Origin of the sequence: Mycolicibacterium setense (assembly GCF_000805385.1) — a bacterium.
Lineage (GTDB): Bacteria > Actinomycetota > Actinomycetes > Mycobacteriales > Mycobacteriaceae > Mycobacterium > Mycobacterium setense.
Window position 1 is genome coordinate 168,895 of the sequence record NZ_JTJW01000007.1, and the last position, 22,760, is coordinate 191,654.

General features: G+C 66.0%; 21 protein-coding genes and 1 tRNA gene. 8 read left to right on the plus strand and 14 right to left on the minus strand.

What is annotated here, in order from left to right; translation table 11 throughout:
- Nucleotides 1-40 precede the first annotated feature (40 nt).
- Nucleotides 41-2,323, plus strand: a complete 2,283-nt coding sequence (aceA, locus tag QQ25_RS18180; protein WP_039321075.1) for an isocitrate lyase ICL2 — start codon at nt 41-43, stop codon at nt 2,321-2,323.
- A gap of 9 nt (nt 2,324-2,332) precedes the next feature.
- On the opposite strand, the gene QQ25_RS18185 is transcribed toward aceA, so the two are convergent.
- Nucleotides 2,333-3,730, minus strand: coding sequence for an HNH endonuclease signature motif containing protein (locus tag QQ25_RS18185; protein ID WP_052235904.1), 1,398 nt, complete (start codon nt 3,728-3,730; stop codon nt 2,333-2,335).
- A gap of 85 nt (nt 3,731-3,815) precedes the next feature.
- Nucleotides 3,816-5,117 (minus strand): acyltransferase family protein, encoded by a 1,302-nt coding sequence (locus QQ25_RS18190; protein WP_039321083.1) that lies wholly within the window; start codon nt 5,115-5,117, stop codon nt 3,816-3,818.
- Between the two features lie 104 nt (nt 5,118-5,221).
- Here QQ25_RS18190 and QQ25_RS18195 point away from each other — a divergent pair, with 104 nt between their 5' ends.
- Nucleotides 5,222-5,872 (plus strand): VldE C-terminal domain-containing protein, encoded by a 651-nt coding sequence (locus QQ25_RS18195; protein ID WP_409370957.1) that lies wholly within the window; start codon nt 5,222-5,224, stop codon nt 5,870-5,872.
- A gap of 75 nt (nt 5,873-5,947) precedes the next feature.
- Here the strand turns inward: QQ25_RS18195 and QQ25_RS18200 are convergent, their stop codons facing one another.
- Nucleotides 5,948-7,162, minus strand: a complete 1,215-nt coding sequence (locus tag QQ25_RS18200) for an oxygenase MpaB family protein (RefSeq protein ID WP_039380256.1) — start codon at nt 7,160-7,162, stop codon at nt 5,948-5,950.
- An 80-nt stretch (nt 7,163-7,242) separates the two neighbouring features.
- On the opposite strand from QQ25_RS18200, the gene QQ25_RS18205 reads away from it, so the two are divergent.
- Both QQ25_RS18205 and QQ25_RS31110 read left to right on the plus strand, forming a co-directional pair.
- A complete protein-coding gene (locus tag QQ25_RS18205) occupies nt 7,243-7,881 on the plus strand; it encodes a TetR/AcrR family transcriptional regulator (RefSeq protein WP_039321205.1) in 639 nt (212 codons plus the stop codon).
- Nucleotides 7,882-7,959: 78 nt separating this feature from the next.
- Nucleotides 7,960-8,130: a hypothetical protein gene (locus tag QQ25_RS31110; RefSeq protein ID WP_169748643.1), complete on the plus strand. Its 171-nt coding sequence runs from the start codon at nt 7,960-7,962 to the stop codon at nt 8,128-8,130.
- A 4-nt stretch (nt 8,131-8,134) separates the two neighbouring features.
- On the opposite strand, the gene QQ25_RS18210 is transcribed toward QQ25_RS31110, so the two are convergent.
- On the minus strand, nt 8,135-9,499 hold the full coding sequence (locus QQ25_RS18210) for a flavin monoamine oxidase family protein (protein WP_039321086.1): 1,365 nt from the start codon (nt 9,497-9,499) through the stop codon (nt 8,135-8,137).
- A 433-nt stretch (nt 9,500-9,932) separates the two neighbouring features.
- Between QQ25_RS18210 and QQ25_RS18215 the strand changes: the two genes are divergently transcribed.
- The 3 genes from QQ25_RS18215 to QQ25_RS18225 all read left to right on the plus strand — a co-directional run bounded on the left by QQ25_RS18215 (nt 9,933) and on the right by QQ25_RS18225 (nt 11,772).
- Nucleotides 9,933-10,559, plus strand: coding sequence for a VldE C-terminal domain-containing protein (locus QQ25_RS18215; RefSeq protein WP_082017589.1), 627 nt, complete (start codon nt 9,933-9,935; stop codon nt 10,557-10,559).
- A gap of 98 nt (nt 10,560-10,657) precedes the next feature.
- Nucleotides 10,658-11,413, plus strand: coding sequence for a hypothetical protein (locus QQ25_RS18220; RefSeq protein WP_039380258.1), 756 nt, complete (start codon nt 10,658-10,660; stop codon nt 11,411-11,413).
- On the plus strand, nt 11,410-11,772 hold the full coding sequence (locus tag QQ25_RS18225; RefSeq protein ID WP_039380260.1) for a hypothetical protein: 363 nt from the start codon (nt 11,410-11,412) through the stop codon (nt 11,770-11,772). Before QQ25_RS18220 ends, QQ25_RS18225 begins: the two co-directional genes overlap by 4 nt.
- A 57-nt stretch (nt 11,773-11,829) precedes the next feature.
- On the opposite strand, the gene QQ25_RS18230 is transcribed toward QQ25_RS18225, so the two are convergent.
- From QQ25_RS18230 to QQ25_RS18250, 4 genes are all read right to left on the minus strand, one after another.
- Entirely contained in the window at nt 11,830-13,452 is a 1,623-nt protein-coding gene (locus QQ25_RS18230; protein ID WP_082017590.1) for an arylsulfatase, read from the minus strand.
- 373 nt (nt 13,453-13,825) lie between these two features.
- Nucleotides 13,826-13,902: transfer RNA gene (locus QQ25_RS18240), tRNA-Pro, on the minus strand.
- 91 nt (nt 13,903-13,993) lie between these two features.
- Complete coding sequence (locus tag QQ25_RS18245; protein WP_039380319.1) at nt 13,994-15,370, minus strand: APC family permease; 1,377 nt, start codon at nt 15,368-15,370, stop codon at nt 13,994-13,996.
- Nucleotides 15,371-15,381: 11 nt separating this feature from the next.
- The gene (locus tag QQ25_RS18250; RefSeq protein WP_082017591.1) at nt 15,382-16,272 is read right to left on the minus strand and encodes a carbon-nitrogen hydrolase family protein; all 891 of its coding nucleotides are present in this window, start codon (nt 16,270-16,272) and stop codon (nt 15,382-15,384) included.
- A 99-nt stretch (nt 16,273-16,371) separates the two neighbouring features.
- On the opposite strand from QQ25_RS18250, the gene QQ25_RS18255 reads away from it, so the two are divergent.
- Complete coding sequence (locus tag QQ25_RS18255) at nt 16,372-17,133, plus strand: FadR/GntR family transcriptional regulator (protein WP_039380263.1); 762 nt, start codon at nt 16,372-16,374, stop codon at nt 17,131-17,133.
- Here QQ25_RS18255 and QQ25_RS18260 read toward each other — a convergent pair.
- The 6 genes from QQ25_RS18260 to scpB all read right to left on the minus strand — a co-directional run bounded on the left by QQ25_RS18260 (nt 17,130) and on the right by scpB (nt 22,752).
- Nucleotides 17,130-18,047 (minus strand): sulfite exporter TauE/SafE family protein, encoded by a 918-nt coding sequence (locus tag QQ25_RS18260; RefSeq protein WP_039321095.1) that lies wholly within the window; start codon nt 18,045-18,047, stop codon nt 17,130-17,132. The two genes, QQ25_RS18255 and QQ25_RS18260, sit on opposite strands and share 4 nt — an antisense overlap.
- A gap of 240 nt (nt 18,048-18,287) precedes the next feature.
- Entirely contained in the window at nt 18,288-19,055 is a 768-nt protein-coding gene (locus QQ25_RS18265; protein ID WP_276014040.1) for a sulfite exporter TauE/SafE family protein, read from the minus strand.
- Between the two features lie 125 nt (nt 19,056-19,180).
- The gene (gene der, locus QQ25_RS18270) at nt 19,181-20,593 is read right to left on the minus strand and encodes a ribosome biogenesis GTPase Der (RefSeq protein ID WP_039321099.1); all 1,413 of its coding nucleotides are present in this window, start codon (nt 20,591-20,593) and stop codon (nt 19,181-19,183) included.
- A complete protein-coding gene (gene cmk / locus QQ25_RS18275; protein WP_039380265.1) occupies nt 20,590-21,276 on the minus strand; it encodes a (d)CMP kinase in 687 nt (228 codons plus the stop codon). The genes der and cmk overlap by 4 nt, the downstream gene beginning before the upstream one ends.
- Nucleotides 21,273-22,013, minus strand: a complete 741-nt coding sequence (locus tag QQ25_RS18280; protein WP_039321102.1) for a pseudouridine synthase — start codon at nt 22,011-22,013, stop codon at nt 21,273-21,275. The genes cmk and QQ25_RS18280 overlap by 4 nt, the downstream gene beginning before the upstream one ends.
- Nucleotide 22,014: 1 nt before the next feature.
- Nucleotides 22,015-22,752: an SMC-Scp complex subunit ScpB gene (gene scpB / locus QQ25_RS18285; RefSeq protein WP_039380267.1), complete on the minus strand. Its 738-nt coding sequence runs from the start codon at nt 22,750-22,752 to the stop codon at nt 22,015-22,017.
- Nucleotides 22,753-22,760: the final 8 nt, after the last annotated feature.

Here is a 22,760-nt window from a genome sequence, read left to right on the forward strand (position 1 = left end):
GCCAGCAATGATTGGGGTACCCGAGTTCAGGAGCGCACACATGGCCACCATCGAAGCCAACGCACAGACCGACTCGTCGTTCGAGAACGATGTCGCGGCCACCCAGGCCTACATCGACAGTCCTCGGTTCGAGGGCATCACCCGGCTGTATTCGGCGCGTCAGGTCGCCGAGCAGCGCGGCACGATCCCGTCCGACTATCCGGTGGCCCGTGAGGCCGCCGCGGCGTTCTATCCGTACCTTCGCGAGCTGTTCGCCCAGAAGAAGAGCGTCACCACATTCGGTCCGTATTCGCCGGGCCAGGCGGTGGCGATGAAGCGGATGGGCATCGGGGGCATCTATCTGGGCGGCTGGGCGACCTCGGCCAAGGGGTCGATCAGCGAGGATCCAGGGCCCGACCTCGCCAGCTATCCGCTCAGCCAGGTGCCCGACGAGGCCGCCGGGCTGGTGCGGGCCCTGCTGACCGCCGACCGCAATCAGCAATACCTGCGGCTGCGGATGACGCCCGAACAGCGCAGTACGACGCCCGTTTACGATTACCGGCCGTTCATCATCGCCGACGCGGATACCGGCCACGGTGGCGATCCGCATGTGCGCAATCTGATCCGCCGCTTCGTCGAGTCCGGGGTGCCGGGCTATCACATCGAGGATCAGCGTCCCGGCACCAAGAAGTGCGGCCACCAGGGCGGCAAGGTTCTGGTGCCGTCGGATGAACAGATCAAGCGGCTCAACACCGCCCGGTTCCAGTTGGACATCATGCGGGTGCCCGGCATCATCGTCGCGCGGACCGACGCCGAGGCCGCGAACCTGATCGACAGCCGTGCCGACGAACGTGATCAACCGTTCCTGCTCGGTGCGACCAACCTGTCGGTGCCGACCTACAAGTCGTGCTTCCTGGCGATGGTGCGCCGGTTCTACGACCTCGGCGTCACCGATCTCAATGGCCACCTGCTCTATGCGCTGCCCGAAGGTGAGTACGCGACCGCAGAAGCCTGGCTGGAACGCCAGGGCATCGCGAGCACGATCGCCGAGGCCGCCAAGAGCCACACCGCAGGCGATTCGGTGGATGCCCTGTTCGACAAGGTCGAGTCGGCGTTCGTCGAGGCGTGGCAGAGCGACGCCGGCCTGAACACCTACGGCGAGGCCGTCGCCGAACTGCTGGAGTTCCGGGAACGCGAGGGCGAGCCCGCCGCGATGAGTGTCGCCGACTGGCGCACCTTCGCCGCACGGGCATCGCTGTACTCGGCACAGCAGAAGGCGCACGAACTGGGCGCCGATGTGGCCTGGGACTGTGAGCGCGTCAAGACGCCGGAGGGCTACTACCAGGTCCGCGGCGGCATACCCTATGCGATCGCGAAGTCGCTGGCGGCCGCACCGTTCGCCGACATCCTGTGGATGGAGACCAAGACCGCGGACCTGGCCGATGCCAAGCAGTTCGCCGACGCGATTCATGCCGAGTTCCCCGATCAGATGCTGGCCTACAACCTGTCGCCGTCGTTCAACTGGGACACCACCGGCATGACCGATGACGAGATGCGGGCCTTCCCTGCCGAACTCGGCAAGATGGGCTTCGTCTTCAACTTCATCACCTATGGCGGCCACCAGGTCGACGGCGTGGCCTGCGAGGAGTTCGCGACGTCCCTGCAGCAAGAGGGCATGCTGGCGCTCGCCCGGCTGCAACGCAAGATGCGGCTTGTCGAATCTCCCTACCGCACACCGCAAACGCTGGTCGGCGGGCCACGCAGCGACGCCGCCCTGGCCGCCTCGTCGGGCCGCACCGCAACCACCAAGGCGATGGGCGCAGGCTCCACGCAGCACCAGCATCTGGTGCAGACCGAGGTGCCCAAGAAGCTGCTCGAGGAGTGGCTGGCGATGTGGGGCGATCATTACAAGATCGGCGAGAACCTTCGGGTGCAGCTCCGGCCGCGCCGCGCCGGGTCGGACGTGCTCGACCTCGGCATCTACGGCGACGGCGAGGATCCGCTGGCCAACGTCGTCGTCGACCCCATCAAGGACCGGCACGGCCGCAACATCCTGACGGTGCGCGATCAGAACACCTTCGCCGAGAAGCTCCGCAAGAAGCGCCTGATGGATCTGATCCACGTGTGGCTGATCCACCGGTTCAAGCCGGAGATCGTCTACTACGTGACGCCGACAGAGGACAACGTCTACCAGACCGAGAAGATGAAGGCCCACGGCCTGTTCAGCGATGTGTACCAGGAGGTCGGCGAGATCATCGTGGCCGACGTGAACCAGGCCCGCATCGACGAACTGCTGGCACCGGACCGCGAGGCGCTGGGACGGTTGATCCGCAAGGAGGACTGAGGCTTTCATCTAAGGATCGTCTCCGTAGTCTCTTTCAGGAGAGTGGAAGAGGTCTTCGGGATGCCAGTAGTGGTTGGTGCGGTCTTGGCCGGTGTCGAGTAGAGGTGGCGGGATCCACTCGACGCGACCGTCGTCGCGGATGCGGGTGCGCCAACCTTTGTCGTGGACGAGCCGGTTGCTCTTCGGGCAGGCCAGGGTGAGGTCGGTGATGTCGGTCAATCCACCTTGGCTGAAGTCTTTTCGGGCGTGGTGAACCTGACTGCGATCCGTGGAGCACGTGCAGCCGGGACGGGTACACCCGCGGTCGCGGTTGTGCAGCACGAGCCGCTGCCCGGGAGTGGCGACGCGCTTGGCGCGCCCCAGATACAACGGGACCTCCCGGTGATTCTCGTAGACCACGAGGTAGTGGTGGGCATGGGCGCCCATTCGGATGACATCGCCGATCGGCAGATGGATGCCGCTGGTGGTCAGTCCGGTGCCGGTCCTGCTTTCCAGTTCCCGCAGCGTCGTGGATACCACGATGGCTACCGGTAGTCCGTTGTGCTCGCCGAGTTCCCGCGAGGTCAGCACGCTGCGGCCCATGGCTACCAGGGCGTCGTGGTTGCGTTGGGCCGGGGTGCGAGTATCGGATGCAATGGCCTCGGCGGTGGGAGTGCCGGTGGTGCAAGGGTGTTCGTCGGCGGGATTGCACATGCCGGGGGCGCCGTAGCGCGACAGGATCGGGGCGAGGGTGGCGCGGGCTTCAGGGGTGAGCCGGCCACGGATTTCGCTGGTGCCGTCGGCGTGTTGAGGTCCGATGAAGATCTCACCTTGACATTGGCATTCGTCGTCGACGGGTTCGGTGCCGTCCTGGTTGAGCAGAAACGCGATCCGATCAGCACACTGTTTCAGGATTTCTGGACTGTTGCCGCGGGCGATGCGGGCCAGATCGGTCTCGATCTGGGCGTGGGTAGCCGCATCGAGCGGCACGGGCGGCTTGGCGAAAAACTTGCCGATGATGGCGACGTGCTCGGTGTTGATCTCGCCGGCAGCCTGGGCGCCGGAGGTGGCAGGCAACACTGGCGCCAGCGATTCCCCGGTGACAGTGGTACGTGGGCCCAACATGGCGGCTTCGGTGATACGGCGTTTGGCATCTTTGGTACTGATGCGCAGCCGGATGGCCAGCACATCGGCCCAGCTTTTCGCGCCGATCTCCACCGGGGTGGTGCGGGTTTGGATCTCGGCCAACAGGGCGTGGTCGACCGCGGGTGCGCACCGGACTTGGCGTTCGCGGCGGGACTGCAGCTCCAGAAGCTCTGGCAGGCTCAGGCCCTGATAGTTCAGGGACGCCACATGCGCGCAGGCGGCGTCGTACTCGTCATAGGCAGCCAACACCGTCTCCCGATCAGAGACGGCGTTCGCAAGCATGTTCGAATTTTATCGCAGATCGCCGTCACCCCGAGCAGTTGTCCACAGCGCAGGATTCATCCACAGATGCTGCTTCACAAGGGAATTAAGCCTTGACAGCCCGCCCGGCACTGGCCCGCGCAACGACGGCCGCGATGACGAACCCCCCGAGCGCCGACCAACCCACCACGCCGTCGAGGCCGTTCTTGGCCATCAGGGTCAACGCGGCCCCGGCGACGCACAACAGCGCGCCGGTGAGCACCGATCGGGCGCCGCTGAGCTGAACCCGGTCATCCCACCATGGCAGCGGGCGGTGCTCCAGCGGTGACAGCAGCCGGAAGGTAACAGCCATCAGAACGGCGAAAACCGCTGCGCGCAAAGCCAGATGAGCCCAGAAGCCAGGGGCGTGCGGATCGAAGGCGTCCAGACCGACGGCGTGCAAGCTAAACGCGGCGACGGCGATCACCGGGATGTGCCACAGGTACAGCGTCATCGCTCCCCCGTTGCCGGTCGCGATCACGTACCAGACCCGCGGACGGGCAACCCAGCGCCGGATCGGGTTCGCAGCCGCGATGAAAAGGCATGGCATCCAGGTGCATTGCAGTGCCAACAGAAGCGTCGGCGGTGACACGTTCGACACGTGCTCGGTTCCGGTGACGACGAGGGACACGTCGTAAATGCCGGTGAGAGCGAGGATCACCTGTGCGGTGAAGGCGATGACCGCTATCGCCACCGCCCGACGCGCACAGATCAGGTGACGCGCGTAGGCCACCCCGATCACCACGGGAATCAGCCAGACGATGATCAGGTTGGCGGTGCCCGCCTCGGGTGTGCCGACCGCGAAGCGGATGGCATCCACCACTCCGGCGGCGACGATCAGTCCGGCGACCACCGACGCCAGCGCCCGTCCGCGATGCAGGCGCATCAGTGCCGGGACGAAGGCGAGCACCATCAGGTAGACACCCAAGAACCACAGCAGCGCCACGCATTCACGCCCGAGTGCCGAGGCGGACGCGGGACCCATCGTCGCGCGCACTACGACCAGAACCACCGCCCACACCGCCAGATACCAGAACACGGGCCGGCACAGCCGCTGGGCGCGGGCGAACAACCACCCACCCCAGGACCGTTGGGCGTGCCAGCTGTAGGCACCCGCGGCCCCACCGGCCAGGAAGAACAGCGGCATCACCTGCAGCACCCACGTGACCGGGGCCAGCGCCGGCAGGGCACCGAGAATGTTGCCGACCCGTACACCTCCGGAATCGATGGTGGCCAGCAGCAGGCCGCAGTGCCCGAAGATCACCACGAGTAGGGCACCCAGGCGCGCGACATCGACCGCGCGGTCGCGGTCCGGCTTGGTCTCGTCGACGACAATGTCCCGGGCCGGCACAGCCTCATGGGTTGGCATGACCTCAGTCTGCCGGTCCGGGCACCGTGCCGGGATGGGTAGTACTACGTGATTGTTCGCCCGCTCTGGCGGTTCGTGTCGTGGCCGGTACGCGAGCGCAGTAAATTGCTGCCGTGGGGAAAAGACGGTTGGCCGGCGGCAGGGGCCGGTTGCTGGCGCTCGCGGTCTCGGTCACCGTTGCCGCCGGCATGGTGTACGTCCAGAACAATGAGTCGAAATGTTGCGCGGAAGTTCCTGCGGCGGCCCCGCCCACAGCCCCGCAACAGCCGGCACAGGCGGCTCCTCAAGCCGAGTTGGTGGCCGCCAGCGCGCCCGTGATGGCTCGCGACTTCCAGTTCTCCCTGCCGAAGGGCCCGGCACCCGAGGGTGGCCTGCAGGTCAAGACGATCTGGGTGGCCCGCGCCATCGCGGTGATGTTCCCCGAGATCGCCACCATCGGCGGGTATCGGCAGGATGCGCTGAAGTGGCATCCCAACGGTCTGGCGATCGATGTGATGATCCCGAACTATCACTCCGACGACGGCATCGAACTCGGTAACCAGATCGCCGGTTTCGCCTTGGCGAACGCCAAGCGCTGGGGTGTGCTGCATGTGATCTGGCGGCAGGGCTTCTATCCCGGAATCGGCGCACCGAGTTGGACCGCCGATTACGGGAACGAGACCCTCAACCATTTCGACCACGTTCACATCGCCACCGACGGCGGCGGCTATCCCACGGGCCATGAAACATACTTCCTGGGCTCGATGTCGAAATAGTCATGTCGAAATAGCCCCGTGCTCCAATCCGGCGCCTTCGTCCGGATTCAGCCCGTCCACACCCGCCGGGTTCCGCTAGGCGGCGCTGCTCACGTGGGTCGCAGACTCGCCGATGATGGCCGCGGTGTCGCCGACGATGGTGTGCAGCAGCGCCCGTTGTTGACCTTCGCCGCGGGCGACCGCGCGATCCATGCCACCGGGTAGTGACATCGCGGTCAGGCTGCGGAACAGGTTGACCGGCAGCTTCAACACCGGGTACCACGGCGGCATGTAGGCGGGCAGCCCAAGGACGCGCATCGCATTCGGCCCGAGGAATGCGCTGGTGATCGAAAGGTGTTGCGCCCACGCCACGCGGCGGCGCAGGCGCCGGATGCCGCGGTAATGCCACGACAGCGGGTCTTCGGCCATCGGCACCGACAGTTGCCGCGTGGTCTCATCGGGCACCGCCAGCGCGGTGGACGTGTGATAGAGCACGCGGATGCTCTCTCGGAAACTCCGCGGCAACCATTCGTCTTCGACCCCGATCAGCCAGCCGACATAGCGGGTCAGGTGTGCGATGGCGTCGAGTTCGCCTGGGGCAGGAAGGATTCCCATTGCGAGCGAGGCCACCGGCGGTGCGACGAGTGCGCCGACCAACGTCGCGGCCATATCGGTCTGGTTGACGGGTAGGCCCCACTCGTCGGGGCGCCAGTCGGGCATCGCCGCGACGTGCCGGCGCACGAATGCATGGATCAACCGCACGTGCAAGGTGGACCGGTATCCGACTCCGTGTCGTTCCAGGCCGCCGTCGGAGATGACGTCCATCGCCCACTGCATCGTCTCGGCGAAGCGCTTGTTGGATCCCTTCTCCAAGGCACCCGTCCGCAGCAGGGTCTTGTTGAATCCGGCGAACTGGTAGCCGCCGAGCAGCGACACGTCGCGTGCGATCGACATGCCATCAGAGCCGCCCCGCCGCAGCGCGCGTTGCGCCTTGCGCAGCTTGTCCCGATCCACCCACTCCGGGACGGCCTCCACGCCGGTGAAGAACTCGCGCAACGGTTCTGGGGCGTCGGGCACGTTGTCGATGCCCTCGGCGAGCGCCCTTTCGAACAATGGCCGCATCTGCGCCGGCCCGGCCGACGACATCCACGCGACGAGCCGGTCCATCGGCTCGTCCCCGACGGTCAGGCGCTCACCGAGCCGACGCCACTGCTCCGAATCGGGTTCGCGGACACCGACCATCATCGCGAACGTCCGCATGGCCCCGGGAACGGCGAGTGGCCGTGCGGGATGGCGCGCCGGAATGTTCATCGGTGACCTCCTGGACCGACCGGCCAGACTCGTTGACTACGTACGTAGTCAGAATTTAGGCTGCGGGTAGGGTGCTGTCAATGAAGCGCGTACAGGTAGTGCGTGGCTACGGCGGCATGAGCGCGGCCGACCGCCGCACCGAACGACGGAGCAAGCTGCTCGCCGCCGGACGGCAGATCTGGGGCGAATCCGGTATCACCGAGGTGACCGTGCGCGCCGTCTGTACCGCCGCCGGACTGACGTCGCGTTATTTCTACGAGCAGTTCCCCAGCCGAGACGCTTTGCTGTTCGCCATCTCCGACGATGTGCGGGACGAGTTGCTCACCGCATTGGTCAACGCCGGCGTCGGCGACCCCGGCACCTTGACCGACAAATTGCGTTCGGCACTCACCGCGTTCCTCGACATCATCGCGGCCGACCCGCACATCCACCGCATCGCGACCGGCGATGTCAGCAGCGTCGCCGGCCTGACCGAACACCGCACCCACATCTTGGACATGATCACCGGTCTGATCGTCCAGCACGCGCCCGACGTTCTGCCTGCCACGACACCGAGCCCTCCTCAACTCCGGCGCGGCGCACAGTTCATGGTGGGTGGGGTCAATCAGATCATCGAAGCGTGGCTCGCCGATCCGACCGAGTCCACCGAGGAACTCGCCGCCGAGTGCGCCGATCTCTGTGTCGCCGTGGTGCGCGGCATCACCCGCGGCGGCGACTAGCGTGCCGCGCGTGTTTGGCTCGCACCGGGATGGCAATTCTGAAGGTGATCGGAACACCACCTACAGGGAGGCCCACTGATGAGCCATCCGAATTCGGACGAACCCGAGTCCGATGTCGAGCGAGATAACCACGTGGCCGCATCACGTGCCGGCCGTGATTCCGACGGCAGCTACGTGGGACGGGCATCCTCGGACGACGACTTCGACAGCGGGCAGACGGGGGCCGAGGCCCGCAGTTCTGACGGCTGAGCTGTCACGCGGGCACCACGCTGTCGGCCGCCATCACCTCTGCGGCGGCACGCTCTCCAGACCGAACCGCCCCGTCGATCCAGCCGCACATGATGGCCGAACTTTCCGTACCGGCCCAATGGATCCGGCCGCACGGCACCCGCAACGCGGGCCCGAACTCGGTCAGCACACCGGGCGGGGCGTGACTGATCATCCCGCCACCCGAATACCGCTCCACCGTCCAGTTCTGCTCGTGGTAGCTCACCGGTGAAGCGGCCTTCGGGCCGAACCGGTCGATCAGTTCACCGATCACCACAGCCTTTCGCTGGGCGGCGTCGAGACATCCGAGCCGGCGCGCGGCAGGCCCTTCGGTGATGACGCACATGATGCCGGGAGTGCCTGTGTCGGTGCAGGCGTCGATGGTCAGTGTGGCGGGACTGCCGGGCGCGGCCGACTGTCCGCACAGCCCGTCGGCACGCCAGAACGCGGTGTCATAGACAACGGAAATCTTGAACACGGCCCCGCTGGGCATCCGCTGATGGAGGAACATCCGGTCCACCGGAAGCATTGGCTCATAGGCGATCTGGTCGGCAACGGCCAACGGAACGGCGACGACTGCCTGGCGCGCCCGCACGGTCATACCGTCGGCGTGGACGGTCACGCCGCCATCGTCGTGCTCGATCAGGCGCACCGGCCGCGAAAGATGCAGCGCACCACCCAGTTCGGCGGCCATCGGCCCGTAGATGGCAGCCATACCTCCGCGCACACGCGCGTCCTGAGCGCCATCCTTGCTGGAGATGACGAAGCCCGGCCCACCGCCGGACCCCATCTGGTGAAGTGCCCACAGCAACGACACCTCCGAGGCCGCCGAGGTATAGATGCCCGCGAGCGCCATATCGAGCATCTCCCGCGCCTGCTTGGAACGCATGTGACGATTGATCCACTCCCCCAACGTGATCCGGTCCCATTCGACCGCCTTCTTCGCCTCCCAGGGCGCGTCGAAGGGGATGGACCTGCACATCAGCTCGACCTCGAGTAGCCCGGCACCGAGATTGGCGATGGCCCACGGACTCATCGCCCAGGGAATGGTGCCGGAATACCGGTGCCGTTTGCCGTCGAGGATCATCATGGCGTCACCGTCGACGTACTCCTTGTACTCGGTCACGCCGAACTCGGCCATCAAGGCTTTGATACGGTCCTGGCCCGGGCCGATCCATGCCCCGCCGCGATCGATCCAGGTCCCGTCGTCCAGCACCTCGGTGTAGGTACGTCCTCCGACGCGGTCCCGCGCTTCGAGCAAGGCCACAGAGTGCCCCGCCTGTTTGAGCCGTAATGCGGCGGTCAAGCCGGCGAACCCGGCACCGATTACGCAACAATCGACGTCTGCCATGGTCGCCTCCCCGTTCCTGGCGGACCAGATGCGCTCAAGCTACGCCGATCGGCGCCCGGAGATTCAGGATCGGCACATTGCGACGAGCCTGCCGTGGGCGCAACCCAAACTGCCCACTGACAGCGCGATCCATGCGTTTTGTGGTAAACCGCATAGATTTTGCCTCGACGGTCGCAGATCACAACGAAAGGGTGGCCTCGGCCACATCGCGGAAATCGTCCCGACGTCCGTGAACTCGGTCGCCGGACGGCGCGCATACCATAGTTGACCTGTCCTTTCCTCGATGAGGCCAGGCCATGCGTCCGGAGGTCGCCGGTTACTCTACTGCGTCAAACCATGGTTGACGCAAGGCATCCATCTGGTTGCCGTTGGCAGTCTCAGACAACTTCGCGATGCCGGGAATCGGCCAAACCCTCGGTAGGGTCCGGACCTCGTGGGTAGACACCAGTTGAAGAAGGACCGGCGCCGCCGGTCGGCGGCCATGGCCGCAGTGGTCGCACCTGCCGTCGCATTCATCGTCGTGGGCGCAGATGCCGCGCCTGCCACCAAGGACGATGCACCCGCGCAGGTCGTGCCGGCGCCGGTAGCCCAGCCGTCGGCTGCGCCTGCCGCGCCTGCTGAGCGTGCTGATCGCGCTGTACGCCGCAACATGCGGTTCCCGCTGCCTGCCGGCCGGGCACCCGAGAAGGGCCTACAGGTCGAGACCATCCTGGCGGCCCGCGCCGTCAGTGCGCGGTTCCCCGAGATTCTCGACATCGGCGGGGTCCGCGCCGATTCGATGAAGTGGCACCCGAATGGGTTGGCGATCGACGTTATGATCCCGAACTACGGCACGGCTGAGGGCAAAGCGCTCGGTGACCGGGTCGTGGCGTACGTCCTCGACAATGCGGATCGGTTCGGCGTCAATCACGTGATTTTCCGGCAGCACATCTACTCCCGCGGCAAGGCGCCCAGAATGATGTCGGACCGCGGCGGCGCCACCGCCAACCACTACGACCACGTGCACATCGCTACCAATGGCGGCGGATTCCCCACCGGGCACGAGACGTATCTGACGTAAGTCCGGTTCGCCTTCGCCAGGGACGTGGACACCGTGAATTGTCCCTCTTTCCGGCGCGCCGGAACCGGCATCGGACACAAGAGCGCGATGATGCAAATGTGGCTGATGATGCGAATGTGACCAACGTCGTGACGGAGTCTCCGACTGCCGGTCCGGCAGCCGACGAGGTGCGGGGCGAACCCGAGCAGCCGACCGGTTCACCGTCAGCTCAACGCGTGTGGTCGATGCCCAAGGCACCGGTGACGCGCAAGCAAGCTGACGAGCTCGGACGGATCGCGCTCGATGCCGGCGCGGCCGTCGTCCGATTCATCGCCGGCATCGCTCGCTATGTGGCCCGTGCTCTCAGACAGTTGGCCCGCACGGTCGAGGCGGTGCCGCCGGCCTTGCGCGTGTTGACCTTGCTGGGTTTGTGCACACTGCTGGGCATCGTCGGCGCCGTCGCCTTGCACAACAGTCTCGGCCTGCTCTGCGTCATCGTGGTGGTCCCGGTCTGCTCGATCGCCCTCGGCGCACTCGGGCACCGTTGGTACACCGAACTCGGCGAGCGGCCGGTGCCACGCGCCGACAACCCGATGCCCCGAACATCGATGCCGGATCTGCAGCGTTCGGTTGAATATGTCGACACGAAGCTGCAGGTCGCCCTCAACGCATTCGCGGCTGAACGGCAACAGCACGCGATGATCGCGCTCTTCCAGGCCAAGACGGCCGTCGAGCTGACCCTCGGGACGGAGCAGGACGCGGTGAACCACATCGAAGCACTGGTGTCTGTGGAAACCCACGACGCGCGGCCGCGAATCCGAGCCGGCGCTGCGGCCAAATCGTTGCGAGAAAACAATTCCCTGCAGGCATCATGACCGATCGGCTCACCCTCTCCGGTCAGGTCGCCCTCATCGAGGACGACTACACCTTGGTCATCAATCGTGGCGCTGAGGCAGGTGTGCGGCCAGGCATGATCTTCGCTGTCCACTCCGACTCGGACCAGGTGATCACCGATCCCGAATCCGGCCGGGAATTGGGCAGACTCACCCGCGAGAAGCTTCGGGTGCGCGTGTTCGACGTGCAGCCCCTGTTCTCCCGCGCACACACATTCGCCAGGACCGATGACTTCTACGGCCTGTTCCAGGCAACGGCCGTGGTGACCGTGGACGTCGGCGACAGCCTCGAACTGGTGCCCGCCGAGGGCGAATCCCGTCGGGCTGCGTCCGGGCAGTGAGTAAGCGGATGCGCGGTCGGCACTCCGCCGGCCACGCATCCGGTACACCAGGGTTTTTCAGTTGCCGGTGGGCAGCGCGATGTTCACGCCGTCGGCCGCAAGTTGGTCGCGCACGAACTTGAACCTCTGGTACTGCGTGACGGTGATGGGCCCCGAATAACCCTCACTCTGAAGTTTCCGCGGTGGGTGCTTCAGATAGGTCTGCATCAGCTCCTGGACCGCCTGGTTGATGGTCACGAGGGTCCAGGTGTGTTCGGTGTAGTTGTTCATGAAGATGTCGTAGCGTTCCTGCGGGTCCTGCCAGATGTCGAAAATCTGCGGCACGGTCGCGACGTACGATTCCGCGCCCTTCCAGCCCAGGTTGGTGTCGACCGCCAGGCCGCCGGTGCTCGCACCGTTGTCACCCCGCAGGTTGAAGACAGCCTTGTAGTGGCCGACACGCACCGCCCCCGGCGTCAGTTCGTTCTCGCTGAAGTAGAACCAGGACTTGCGGTCGGACTTGCCGGATCCCAGCAACACCGGTGACATGTCATAGCTGTCGAAGATGATCGGCTCACCCTCACGGTCGTTCTCCGGCAGTTGCACACCGGCGAGCTTGGCGAACGTGGCCATGTAATCCAGGCCGCCGACGATGTCGGAGTTGCGCGACCCCGGCTTGATACCCGGACCCCAGGCGATCGACGGAACGCGGTTGCCGCCCTCGCGGACGGTGCCCTTGGTACCGCGGAACGGGGTATATCCCGCGTCCGGGTAGACGTCCTGCCAGGCGCCGTTGTCCGTCGTCCAGAACACATACGTGTTCTTGTCGAGGCCCAGCGAGCGAATCTTCTCCATGATGTTGCCGATCCGGGTGTCGTTCTCCACGATCGAATCGGCGTACTTGGACTTCGAGAGCGACTTGCCCTTGAAATCCGGGTGCGGCATGTTCGGCTGGTGCACCTTCATGAAGTTGACGTGTAAGAAGAACGGGGTGTCGGATTTCGCGTTCTCGTCCAGGAATTCGAGCGCGTCCTGCTCGACGTATTCGTCGTAGAACGGAATGCCGACGACGCCCTTCTCAGGCGTGTTGACGTATTGGCCGTTGACCTTGAAGTCTTCTTTCGCCTTCTCGCCTGCTTTGCCCGACAGCGCGCCCTGGGTCACGCGCGCGAACATCTCACGCAGCTCGTCGTCCATGTCCGGGAACCATTCCGGGTCGGCATAGGTGTAGGCGTTGAGGTGATAGAGCCCGCAGTGCCTCATCTCGTCGTAACCGTGCGCGGTGGGCAGCGCGTAGTCGGACTCACCGAGGTGCCACTTGCCGGTGAAGAAGGTCTTGTAATCAGCGGTCTTGAGCACGGATGCAAGGGTCCACTCGGCTGCCGGCAGCCCGCCGCCCTGGCCCTGGAAGGCCACCGTCGTCATGCCGCTGCGATTCGGGATGCGTCCGGTGAGGATCGCCGCGCGTCCGGGTGTGCAACTCGGCTGGGCGTAGAACGACATGAATTGCATGCCTTCCTCGGCCATCTGGTCGAGGTGCGGAGTGGGCATTCCTCGGTTGTCACCGCCGCCGTACACACCCGCATCGCCGTAACCGAAGTCGTCGGAGACGATGAGGACGATGTTGGGCTTCGCCTTCTCTGATGCCGTCGTCCCTGATGTCGCCTTCTCTGATGTCGCCTTCTTTGATGCGGTTGCCATGTGTACCTCCGGATGACGTGCCGTCAGCTCGGTGACCGCAGTTGGTTCTCGACGATCGATGACGGCGTGGACGGGGAGAATTCGCGAACGGACCCAGCGCAGCGGGGCCGGACCGGAGACAGCGAGTCGACACTCCTCGGCCGGGTCACAGTCGCCACCCTGCCACCTATCCGCAGACCCTGATACCCACTGGCGGAGGTTCTTACGGCACTCTGCCGAAATTGTTATGTCTCATCCGAAACGGGTGAGACGGGGCCAGATGTGGTGGCGAGGCGCGTTCGGTGTCGACGTGGAGCGGACGGCGCCACCGCGCACCGGATACGAGTAAGGCGGCTTCCCTGATCGGGAAACCGCCTTGGACCTCGGTAAATCTTGGTCGGGCTGACAGGATTTGAACCTGCGACCACTTGACCCCCAGTCAAGTGCGCTACCAAGCTGCGCCACAGCCCGCCTGCTTCCGGCTTGCACCGGCAGCGAGTCGAAAGCTTACCGTAGCCGCCCGCTCTCCTTCTAATCCGCCCCACCGGTCACAGGTGCAGGTTCACCGGTCCGCGGGTTCGGCGATCGACGCCTCGGCCTCGTCGACTGCGATCTCCGGTGGCAGCACCTTGAAACCGCGACTCGTCACGGCCAGCACGACGATCCCCAGGCCCAGCCAGCACAGGCCGAGAACGATCGCGCGGGTGTCGAGCTGCAGCAGCAGATACGACGTGATGACCGCCCCGATCGCGGGTGCCACCAGATAAAGCAGCGGGTTGTGCGTAGCGCCGGCGGTGCGGCGACGGAAGTAGTAGACGATCACGGAGACGTTGACGAGCGTGAACGCCACGAACGCGCCGAAGTTGATGAACGACGTCGACGTCGCCACATCGAGGAACATCGCCAGCAGGCCCACCGCGCCGATCATCACCAGGTTGGCCGCCGGAGTGCGGAATTTGGCGCTCAGAGTGCCGAACACCCGTCGGGGCAGAGTCCCATCGCGTCCCATCGCGAACAGCAGTCGCGACGCCGACGCCTGCGCGGCGATGCCCGAGGCGAACTGGGCCAGGATGAGGCCGGCCAGGAACACCGCTCCGAACAGATTGCCGCCGATCTGCTTGGCGATTTCCAGCGCGGCCGACGAGGAATCGGCGAATTCCCCGCCGGGGTGCACCAATTGGGTGGTGTAGGCAATGACCAGGAAGATGAAGCCGCCGATCAGCGCGATGAGCATGATGGCGCGCGGCATGTTCTTGCGCGGTTCGACGGCTTCTTCGGTGAACGTGGTGACGGCATCGAATCCGAGGAAGGAGTAGGCGGCGATGGCCGCGCCGGCCGTCACTCCCCCGATGCCCGCGCCCGTACCGGTGAACGGACCGGCACTGACCAGTCCGCCGGCGCCGGCACTGCGGAAGACCGAGGCGATCGACAGCGCCACGAACAACACGATGACCAGCAATTGGAAGGCCATCAGCAGATAGTTGGCCTTGTCGGCCACCTTGATGCCGATGACGTTGAGAACGGTGGTGATCAGGATGAACCCGAGCACCCAGAGCCAACCGGGCACCGCCGGGTACTGGGCTTCCAGGTATGCCGCTCCGATCAGCCAGATGACCATCGGCAGGAACAGGTAGTCCAGCAGCACCGCCCAGCCGGTGAGGAACCCGATCCGCGAGTCGATCGTGCGACGCACGTAGGTGTACGCCGAGCCCGAGACCGGATAGGCGGCCGCCATTCTGCCGTAGCTCGATGCCGTGAAGAGCATGGCCGCCAAGGCGATCAGGTAGGCAGACGCCGACGCCCCTGCGGTGGTGGACGCGATCACCCCGAAGATGCCGAGCACGATCAACGGGGTCATGTACGCCAGACCGAACAGCACCAGCGACCGCAACCCGAGGGCGCGCACCAAGGTGGGTTGCCCTGCAGACGGTGGTGTCATGGCGGTGCCCTTCATTCGGCGTGGTTGTTCGACGGTGACCAGCGCTGCGGGTCGATACGGCCCTCGTAGAGTGGCAGCGGGATCGGGCGGTCGGAGGGGCCGAATTGTTCCCACATCCGGTTGGTCCCCGCGGTGCCCCGCTGACGTACGGCGGCGACGTCGCCGAAGTCGATGTGCTGACAGAGCACGCCGGGCGTAGCGTCCGAGCTCTCCTGCAGCACAGCACCTTCGGGGTCGACGATGATGCTGCGGCCTTTTCCGATCGGACCGGCGCAGTTGACACTCACCGTGAATACCTGATTGACAATCGAATTGGCGCGTGCCAGCACCAACTCCTGGCCGCGGTCCTCGGAAGTGGTCTTGACGAGGTTCACGATCACGTCCGCGCCCATCCAGGCCAGATGGCGGCTCACCTCGGGGAACCAGGCGTCATAGCAGATGGACAGCCCGAGTCGGCCCACGTCGGGAATGTCCACGGTGACGAATCGGCTTCCGGGCGTGTACTTTTCGAACGGTCGCCAGGGGAAGATCTTGCGGTAAGACGCCACGAGGCGCCCATCGGGGGCAAAAACCGGCGCGGTGTTGAAGAATTCGCCGTCGCTCCCCCGCTCGCAGACCGATCCGGGGATCAGCCAGGCATCGGCATCCCGGGCTGCTTGACCGAGGGCGGCCATGAGCGGGCCGTCGAGCGGTTCGGCCGCGGCAGCCAGCGCGTCGGCATCGTCGGTGCCGAACAAGTGGATCTCCGGGTACACGATCAACGCCGGGCCCGGCACCGTCGAGCGCACCCGAAGTACGTCGGCCGCGAATTGCGCGACGGTGTCCCGACGGCCGAATACCGGCAGGCCGGCCACGTCCAGCGGTGCCGCCTGGACGGCAGCCACCGTGATCGATCCGGGCACCGGAAACCTCCGAAGAATTAATCACTCAGAATGAGCGAAATTAATCAGATATTAGTTCAGCATGAACAAATAAGGCAACAGCTGCCGTACCCTGGTGCCATGACTTCGCAGGTCAGTGATGCGCACCCGGCGCTGAGTGCGCCCGCGGTCGCCGGCATCACCCGCCTCAGCGCGGCCGACACGGTGCGAGCCCGGCTCGAACTCGCGATGGAGCTGGACCTCATGTCCGGCGGAGAACGGCTACCGGCCGAATCCGACATCGCCGAGGCACTCGACGTCAGCGTCGCCACCGTTCGCCGGGCCCTGCAGACCATGGCCGACGAGGGGCTGGTGGTCCGCCGCCGCGGCCGAGCGGGCGGCACATTCGTCGCCCGCAGCGGTGCCCGAGTCGCTCCGGGCGGCGATCGCCCATCGGCCACGTTCCGCGCGGATGCTGCGGAAGTTCACCGCCTCATCGACCTGCGCGCGCTGGCCGAGGACGCCCTCAGCGCCGCAGCAGCGCAGGCCGCCACCGACGAGCAACTCAACACGCTTGATGCGATCGTCGCCGAGGCAGCCTCGAGCGCCGACTGGACGGGCTTCCACAGCGCCGATCAGCGATTCCACGAGTCAGTCGCTGCGGCAAGCGGTCTCGCCTGGGCGAACAACACCTACTGCGACGTGCTGCACCGGCTCTACCGCTACTACATCCCGTACCCGATCAGCTATCTACACGAATCCAACCGTGAGCACGCTCAGTTGGTCGAGGCCCTGCGCCGGCGCGACAGCCGGGCGGCAGCCGAGATTGCCCGCAATCACGTGCTGTCGCTGCACAAGACCATGTACGTCGGTTTGCCGCAGCCCACCACCGGAACCGGTTAGGCCCGTGCCGCAGGCTCCTTTGACGCCGTGACGACCGGCTCCTCGACGTCTTGCGGCGCCCGCGAGGTCTGCCAGGCACGGACCACCAGTGCGGCCCACCCCGCCACGATGATCGTGTAGATGCCGGTCGACCACGGCCAGTGGATACCGAAGTAGTGCACGAGTTTCTGGCTGTTGGTCAGCAGGATGACGCCGCCGACTGCCGTTCCGAGCAAGCCCGGATTGACCCGGCTGACCAGCCAGGCCGCGACGGGGGCGGCAATCACGCCGCCGACCATGAGCCCGAGTACCACGGGCCAGTTCTCCAGGAATTGCTGACGGAGCCCGATCAGGAAGCCGACCGAAGCCGACACCGACACCAGGAACTCCGAGGCACTCACCGAACCGATCACGGTTCGCGGGGCGGTCTTGCCCTGCGACAGCAGGGTGCTGGTGGTCACCGGACCCCAGCCGCCACCGCCCGAAGCGTCGATGAACCCGCCGAACAAACCCAGTGGGGCAAGGAATTTCGCGCTGTGACTGGTGCCGTGCTCCCCCAGGCTCAACGGCTTGCCCAACGAGAAGCGCAACAGCACATACAGCCCGATGCCCAGCAGGATCGCCGCCATGAGCGGAGCGGCGGACGCCGTCGACAGCGACGAGAGCACCGTGGCGCCCACGAAGGCACCCGCGGCGCCGGGGAGGCCGAGCTTGGCCACCAACGGCCAATCGATGTTCTTGAAGCGCCAGTGCGACACCGCCGACGCCAGCGTCGTCCCCACCTCGGCCAGGTGCACCGCCGCACTGGCCTGCGCGGACGCCACCCCACTGAGCACCAACAGGGTCGAGGCGGTGACACCGAAGGCCATCCCGAGCGCACCGTCGACGAGCTGGGCACCGACGCCGACGAGCGTGAAGATGAGGAGCGAACGCATGGGTTCGGCTGCTTTCGATCATGGTCGCCGTGCGACCTGACGGATGACGGGCGCGGGTCAGATGCGCGCGCGACACCATTCGTCGAAAGCCATCAACCGGCGCGACGGCCAGAACGGCTCCAGAGCAGCGAGGGCAGACGGTGCGGTGCGGTATGCGCGTTCAGCCACCGGTCGCCCTTTCCCTCGTCATTAGACAGACTGAGCAAGCCTACAAGAGCCTCACGGGGTGGCACCGATGGGCTACACCGTCAACAACCGGTACAGCCCGATCAGACCGACCACCACGATGACGGCGCGCAGCGCATTGGGCGACAGCCGCCGGCCGTAGTGGGCCCCGAGGAAGCCGCCGATCAACGAACCGACCGCGATCAGTCCCGCCGCTTCCCAGCTGATCCGGTCGAAAGCGACGATGGTGTAGGCGAGCGCCGCCACGATGTTGACCAACAGCGACAACAGGTTCTTGGCGGCGTTCATGCGCTGCATCGACTCGGGCAGCAGCGCACCCATCACCGCGATCAGGAGGATCCCCTGGGCTGCGGTGAAGTATCCGCCGTAGACACCGACGGCGAACGTGCCGAACACCAGGATCGCCAACCGGCCCGAGCTCAGATGGTCGACAGATTGACCCGAGTCCTCGGCGCGCTGCCGCGCCCACGCCTGGATTCGCGGCCCGACGACCACCAGCACCAACGCCAGGATCAGCAGAACGGGCACCACCGTGACGAATACTTTTTCCGGCAGGTGCAGCAGCAACCACGACCCCAGCCCGGCGCCGATCAGCGATCCGGGAATCTGCCACCGCAGCCGCTTCCACTGGCCGCGCAGTTCACGGCGATAGCCCCAGGTGCCCGAAATTCCGCCGGCGACCAGTCCGACGGCATTGGACATGGTCGCGGTGACCGGTGGATAGCCGAGCGCCACCAACGTAGGGAAGGTGATCAGCGTGCCAGACCCGACGATGGCGTTGATCGCGCCGGCGCCGACACCGGCCAGCGCGATGAGAATCATGTGGGTGACAGACACTCGGGCCACCCTACCCAGGCGATTTGTGTGCGTTCACCGGCGCCCACCGCCGGTAAACGCACACAAACGGGGACTACTTACGCTTCGCTCCCCGCTGGATGGTCGCTCCGCTAACGCTTCGCTCCGCGCTTCTCTCGGATCCGCACATTGATACGCACCGGGCTGCCGTCGAAACCGAACGTCTCACGCAGGCGGCGCTCCAGGAACCGGCGGTAGCCGGCCTCCAGGAATCCGGAGGTGAACAGCACGAAAGTCGGGGGCCGGGTCGCCGCCTGGGTGGCGAACAGAATCTTGGGCTGCTTGCCGCCACGCACCGGAGGTGGTGTCGCGGCCACCACCTCCTTGAGGAAGTTGTTGAGCTGCCCGGTCGAGATCCGCTTGTCCCAGGACGCCAATGACGTCTCCAGCGCCGGCACCAGCTTCTGCACCGCCCGGCCCGTCATCGCCGAGATGTTGACCCGCGGCGCCCACTGCACCTGCACCAGTTCACGGTCGATCTCTTTGTCCAGCAGGTACCGCCGGTCCTCGTCGACCAGGTCCCATTTGTTGAACGCGATCACCAGTGCGCGCCCGGCCTCGATCACCATCGACAGCACCCGCAGGTCCTGCTCGGTCAGCGGCTGAGAGGCGTCGATCAGCATGATCGCGACTTCGGCCGCATCGATCGCACCGTGGGTTCGCACCGAGGCGTAGAACTCGTGACCGCTGGCCTGTCCGACCTTGCGGCGCAGGCCCGCGGTGTCGACGAAACGCCAAGTCTTGCCGCCCAATTCGATCAGCGAATCGACGGGATCGACCGTCGTGCCCGCGACATCGTGCACCACCGAACGCTCGTCGCCGGCCAGCCGGTTCAGCAGCGAGCTCTTGCCGACGTTCGGCTTGCCCACCAGCGCCACGCGACGCGGACCGCCGGCACCGCTGCCGCCGACCTCCGACACCTCGGGCAGCTTCTCCATCACCGTGTCCAGCAGATCGGCCACCCCTCGGCCGTGCATGGCACTGATCGCGTGCGGCTCACCGAGGCCCAGCGACCACAACGCCGCGGCATCGGACTCACCGCGTTGTGTGTCGACCTTGTTGGCCGCCAAGAAAACTGGCTTGCCCGACTTGCGCAGCATCCGGGCCGCGGCCTCGTCGGCCGAGGTGGCACCGACGACCGCGTCGACCACCAGGATGATCGCATCGGCGGTGCGCATCGCCACCAGCGCCTGATCGGCCACCAACTGCTGCAAGCCCTTGGCGTCAGGCTCCCATCCCCCGGTGTCCTGCACCATGAACCGGCGGTTCAGCCACTGCGCGTCATAGGACACCCGGTCGCGGGTGACGCCCGGAATGTCCTGCACGACGGCTTCGCGACGGCCCAGGATCCGGTTCACCAGTGTCGATTTACCGACATTGGGGCGGCCGACGACGGCCACCACCGGAGGCGGCGCTGCGGCCTCCTCGAGTACTTCGGCGACCTCGTCGCTGAGCTCCCAGTCGCCCTCGTCCGACCAGGTGCCATCGCCGTCAGAGACGCTCATCGCCGCACTCCCGCATGCTGGGTCACCAGGTCGAGAAGGTGTGCCACGACCTGTGTTTGGTCCATATCGCTGGTATCGACCACCAGCGCGTCCTCGGCTGCCCGCAACGGAGACACGGCGCGCGTGGAATCCAGGTGGTCGCGCCGCTGCACATCGGCGAGGACCGTCTGATAGTCATCGGGCAGGCCGTTCGCGATGTTCTGGGTGTTGCGGCGCCGGGCCCGCTCTTCTGCCGACGCGGTGAGGAAGATCTTGACGTCTGCCTTGGGCAGCACCACTGTTCCGATGTCGCGGCCCTCCACGACCACACGCCCGCCGGTGGAGGCGAGCTCGCGCTGCAGATCGACCAGGCGGGCCCGCACTGCGGGCACCGCGGAGACCGCCGACACCGCACGGGTCACCTCGTCGCCGCGGATCTCGTCCGAGACGTCCTCGCCGGCCAGGTACGCGCGATCCTCACCGGGATCCGAACCCACACCGATCACTGCCTTCGACGCCACCGCCTCGATGGCCACGGCGTCGTCCAGATCGACGCCGGCCCGCAGCACCGCCAGGGTGACGATGCGGTACATCGCGCCGGTGTCCAAGTAGCTCGCCCCCAGGGCCTGCGCCAAACCTCTTGAAACCGAAGACTTTCCGGTCCCAGCCGGTCCGTCGACCGCCACCACGAGAGACCCGCTCACATTCCCACCGCCTGATAAAGCTCGCCGACTTCTTTGCGGCTGAGCGCCCTGATACTGCCGGGGCGCTGATCACCCAGCGCCACCGAGCCGATGTCGGTGCGGACCAACTCCTGCACCGGGAAATCCACCGCGGCCAGCATCCGCCGCACGATGCGATTGCGCCCCTCGTGCAGCGTGACCTTCACCAGGGTCTTCCCCGGAACCGTGTCCACCACCGCGAAGTCGTCGACATGGGCCGGGCCGTCGTCCAGTTCGACACCGGCGCGCAGCTTCTTGCCGAGCCCGCGCGGCACTGTGCCGATCACGGTCGCCACATAGGTTTTCGGGATCTCATAGGACGGATGCATCAGCCTGTGGGCGAGCTCGCCGTCATTGGTCAGCAGCAGCAGACCCTCGGTGTCGGCGTCGAGCCGGCCGACGTGGAACAGCTTCTTGTTGCCGCGAACCCGGTGTTCGACCAGATCGCCGACGCAGGGGCGACCTTTCTCGTCGGACATCGTGGACATCATTCCGCGCGGCTTGTTGATCGCCAAGTACACCAGAGTGTCGTCGAGCACCACGCGCGAACCGTCCACCCGGATTTCGGAGACGGCCGGGTCGACGCGGGTACCGAGCTCGGTCACCAGGCGGCCGTCCACCTCGACGCGGCCGTCCGTGATCATCCGTTCAGCCACCCGCCGGGAGGCAATTCCCGCTTGCGACAACACTTTCTGCAGTCGTACGCCTTCTTCAGCCATATCAGTCCTTGTCCACGTCGAAGGCCATCGGCTGACTACTGCCGGGAGAACCACCGTTGAGTTTGGCGAAACGCGGCTCGTCACCGAGTGATTCGCTGAGGTCGTCGATCACGTCGACATCGGGCAGCAGCGGTGCGATGTCGGGCAGATCGTTCAGTGAGGACAGCCCCAGCCGTTCCAGGAACAACTCGGTGGTCGCGAACGCCGCCGCACCGGAATCGGGGTCCGTGCCCGCCTCGGTGATCAGGCCGCGCGCCACCAGCGTCCGCATCACCGCATCCACGTTCACGCCGCGCACAGCACTCACCCGGGCGCGGGTCACCGGTTGGCGGTAGGCCACCACGGCCAGCGTCTCCAGGGCCGCCCTGGTCAGCTTCGTCCTGGCGCCGTCGAGCAGCAGCCGCTCGACATACGGCGCGTAGCGGGACCGCGTGTACATCCGCCAGCCACCCGCGGCCTCTCGCAAGTCGATGCCACTGTCGCGGGCGGCGTACTCCTCGGCCATCAGGCGCAGCTTGGCCATCACCCGGTACGCGGGCTGTTCGGTGGCCGATGCCAGCGCGTCAACCGTCACCGGCGTGTCCACCACCAGCAACAACGCTTCCAGTACGGCACCGAGTTCACCGTCTTCGAGTTCCGGAACCGTCGCCACATCGATGCCCAGGTCATCTCCGACCGGGTCTACTTCCCCCGGGGCATCATCGGACCGAACTCCGGAATCGGAGATCTCGTCAGTCATTGTTCTCG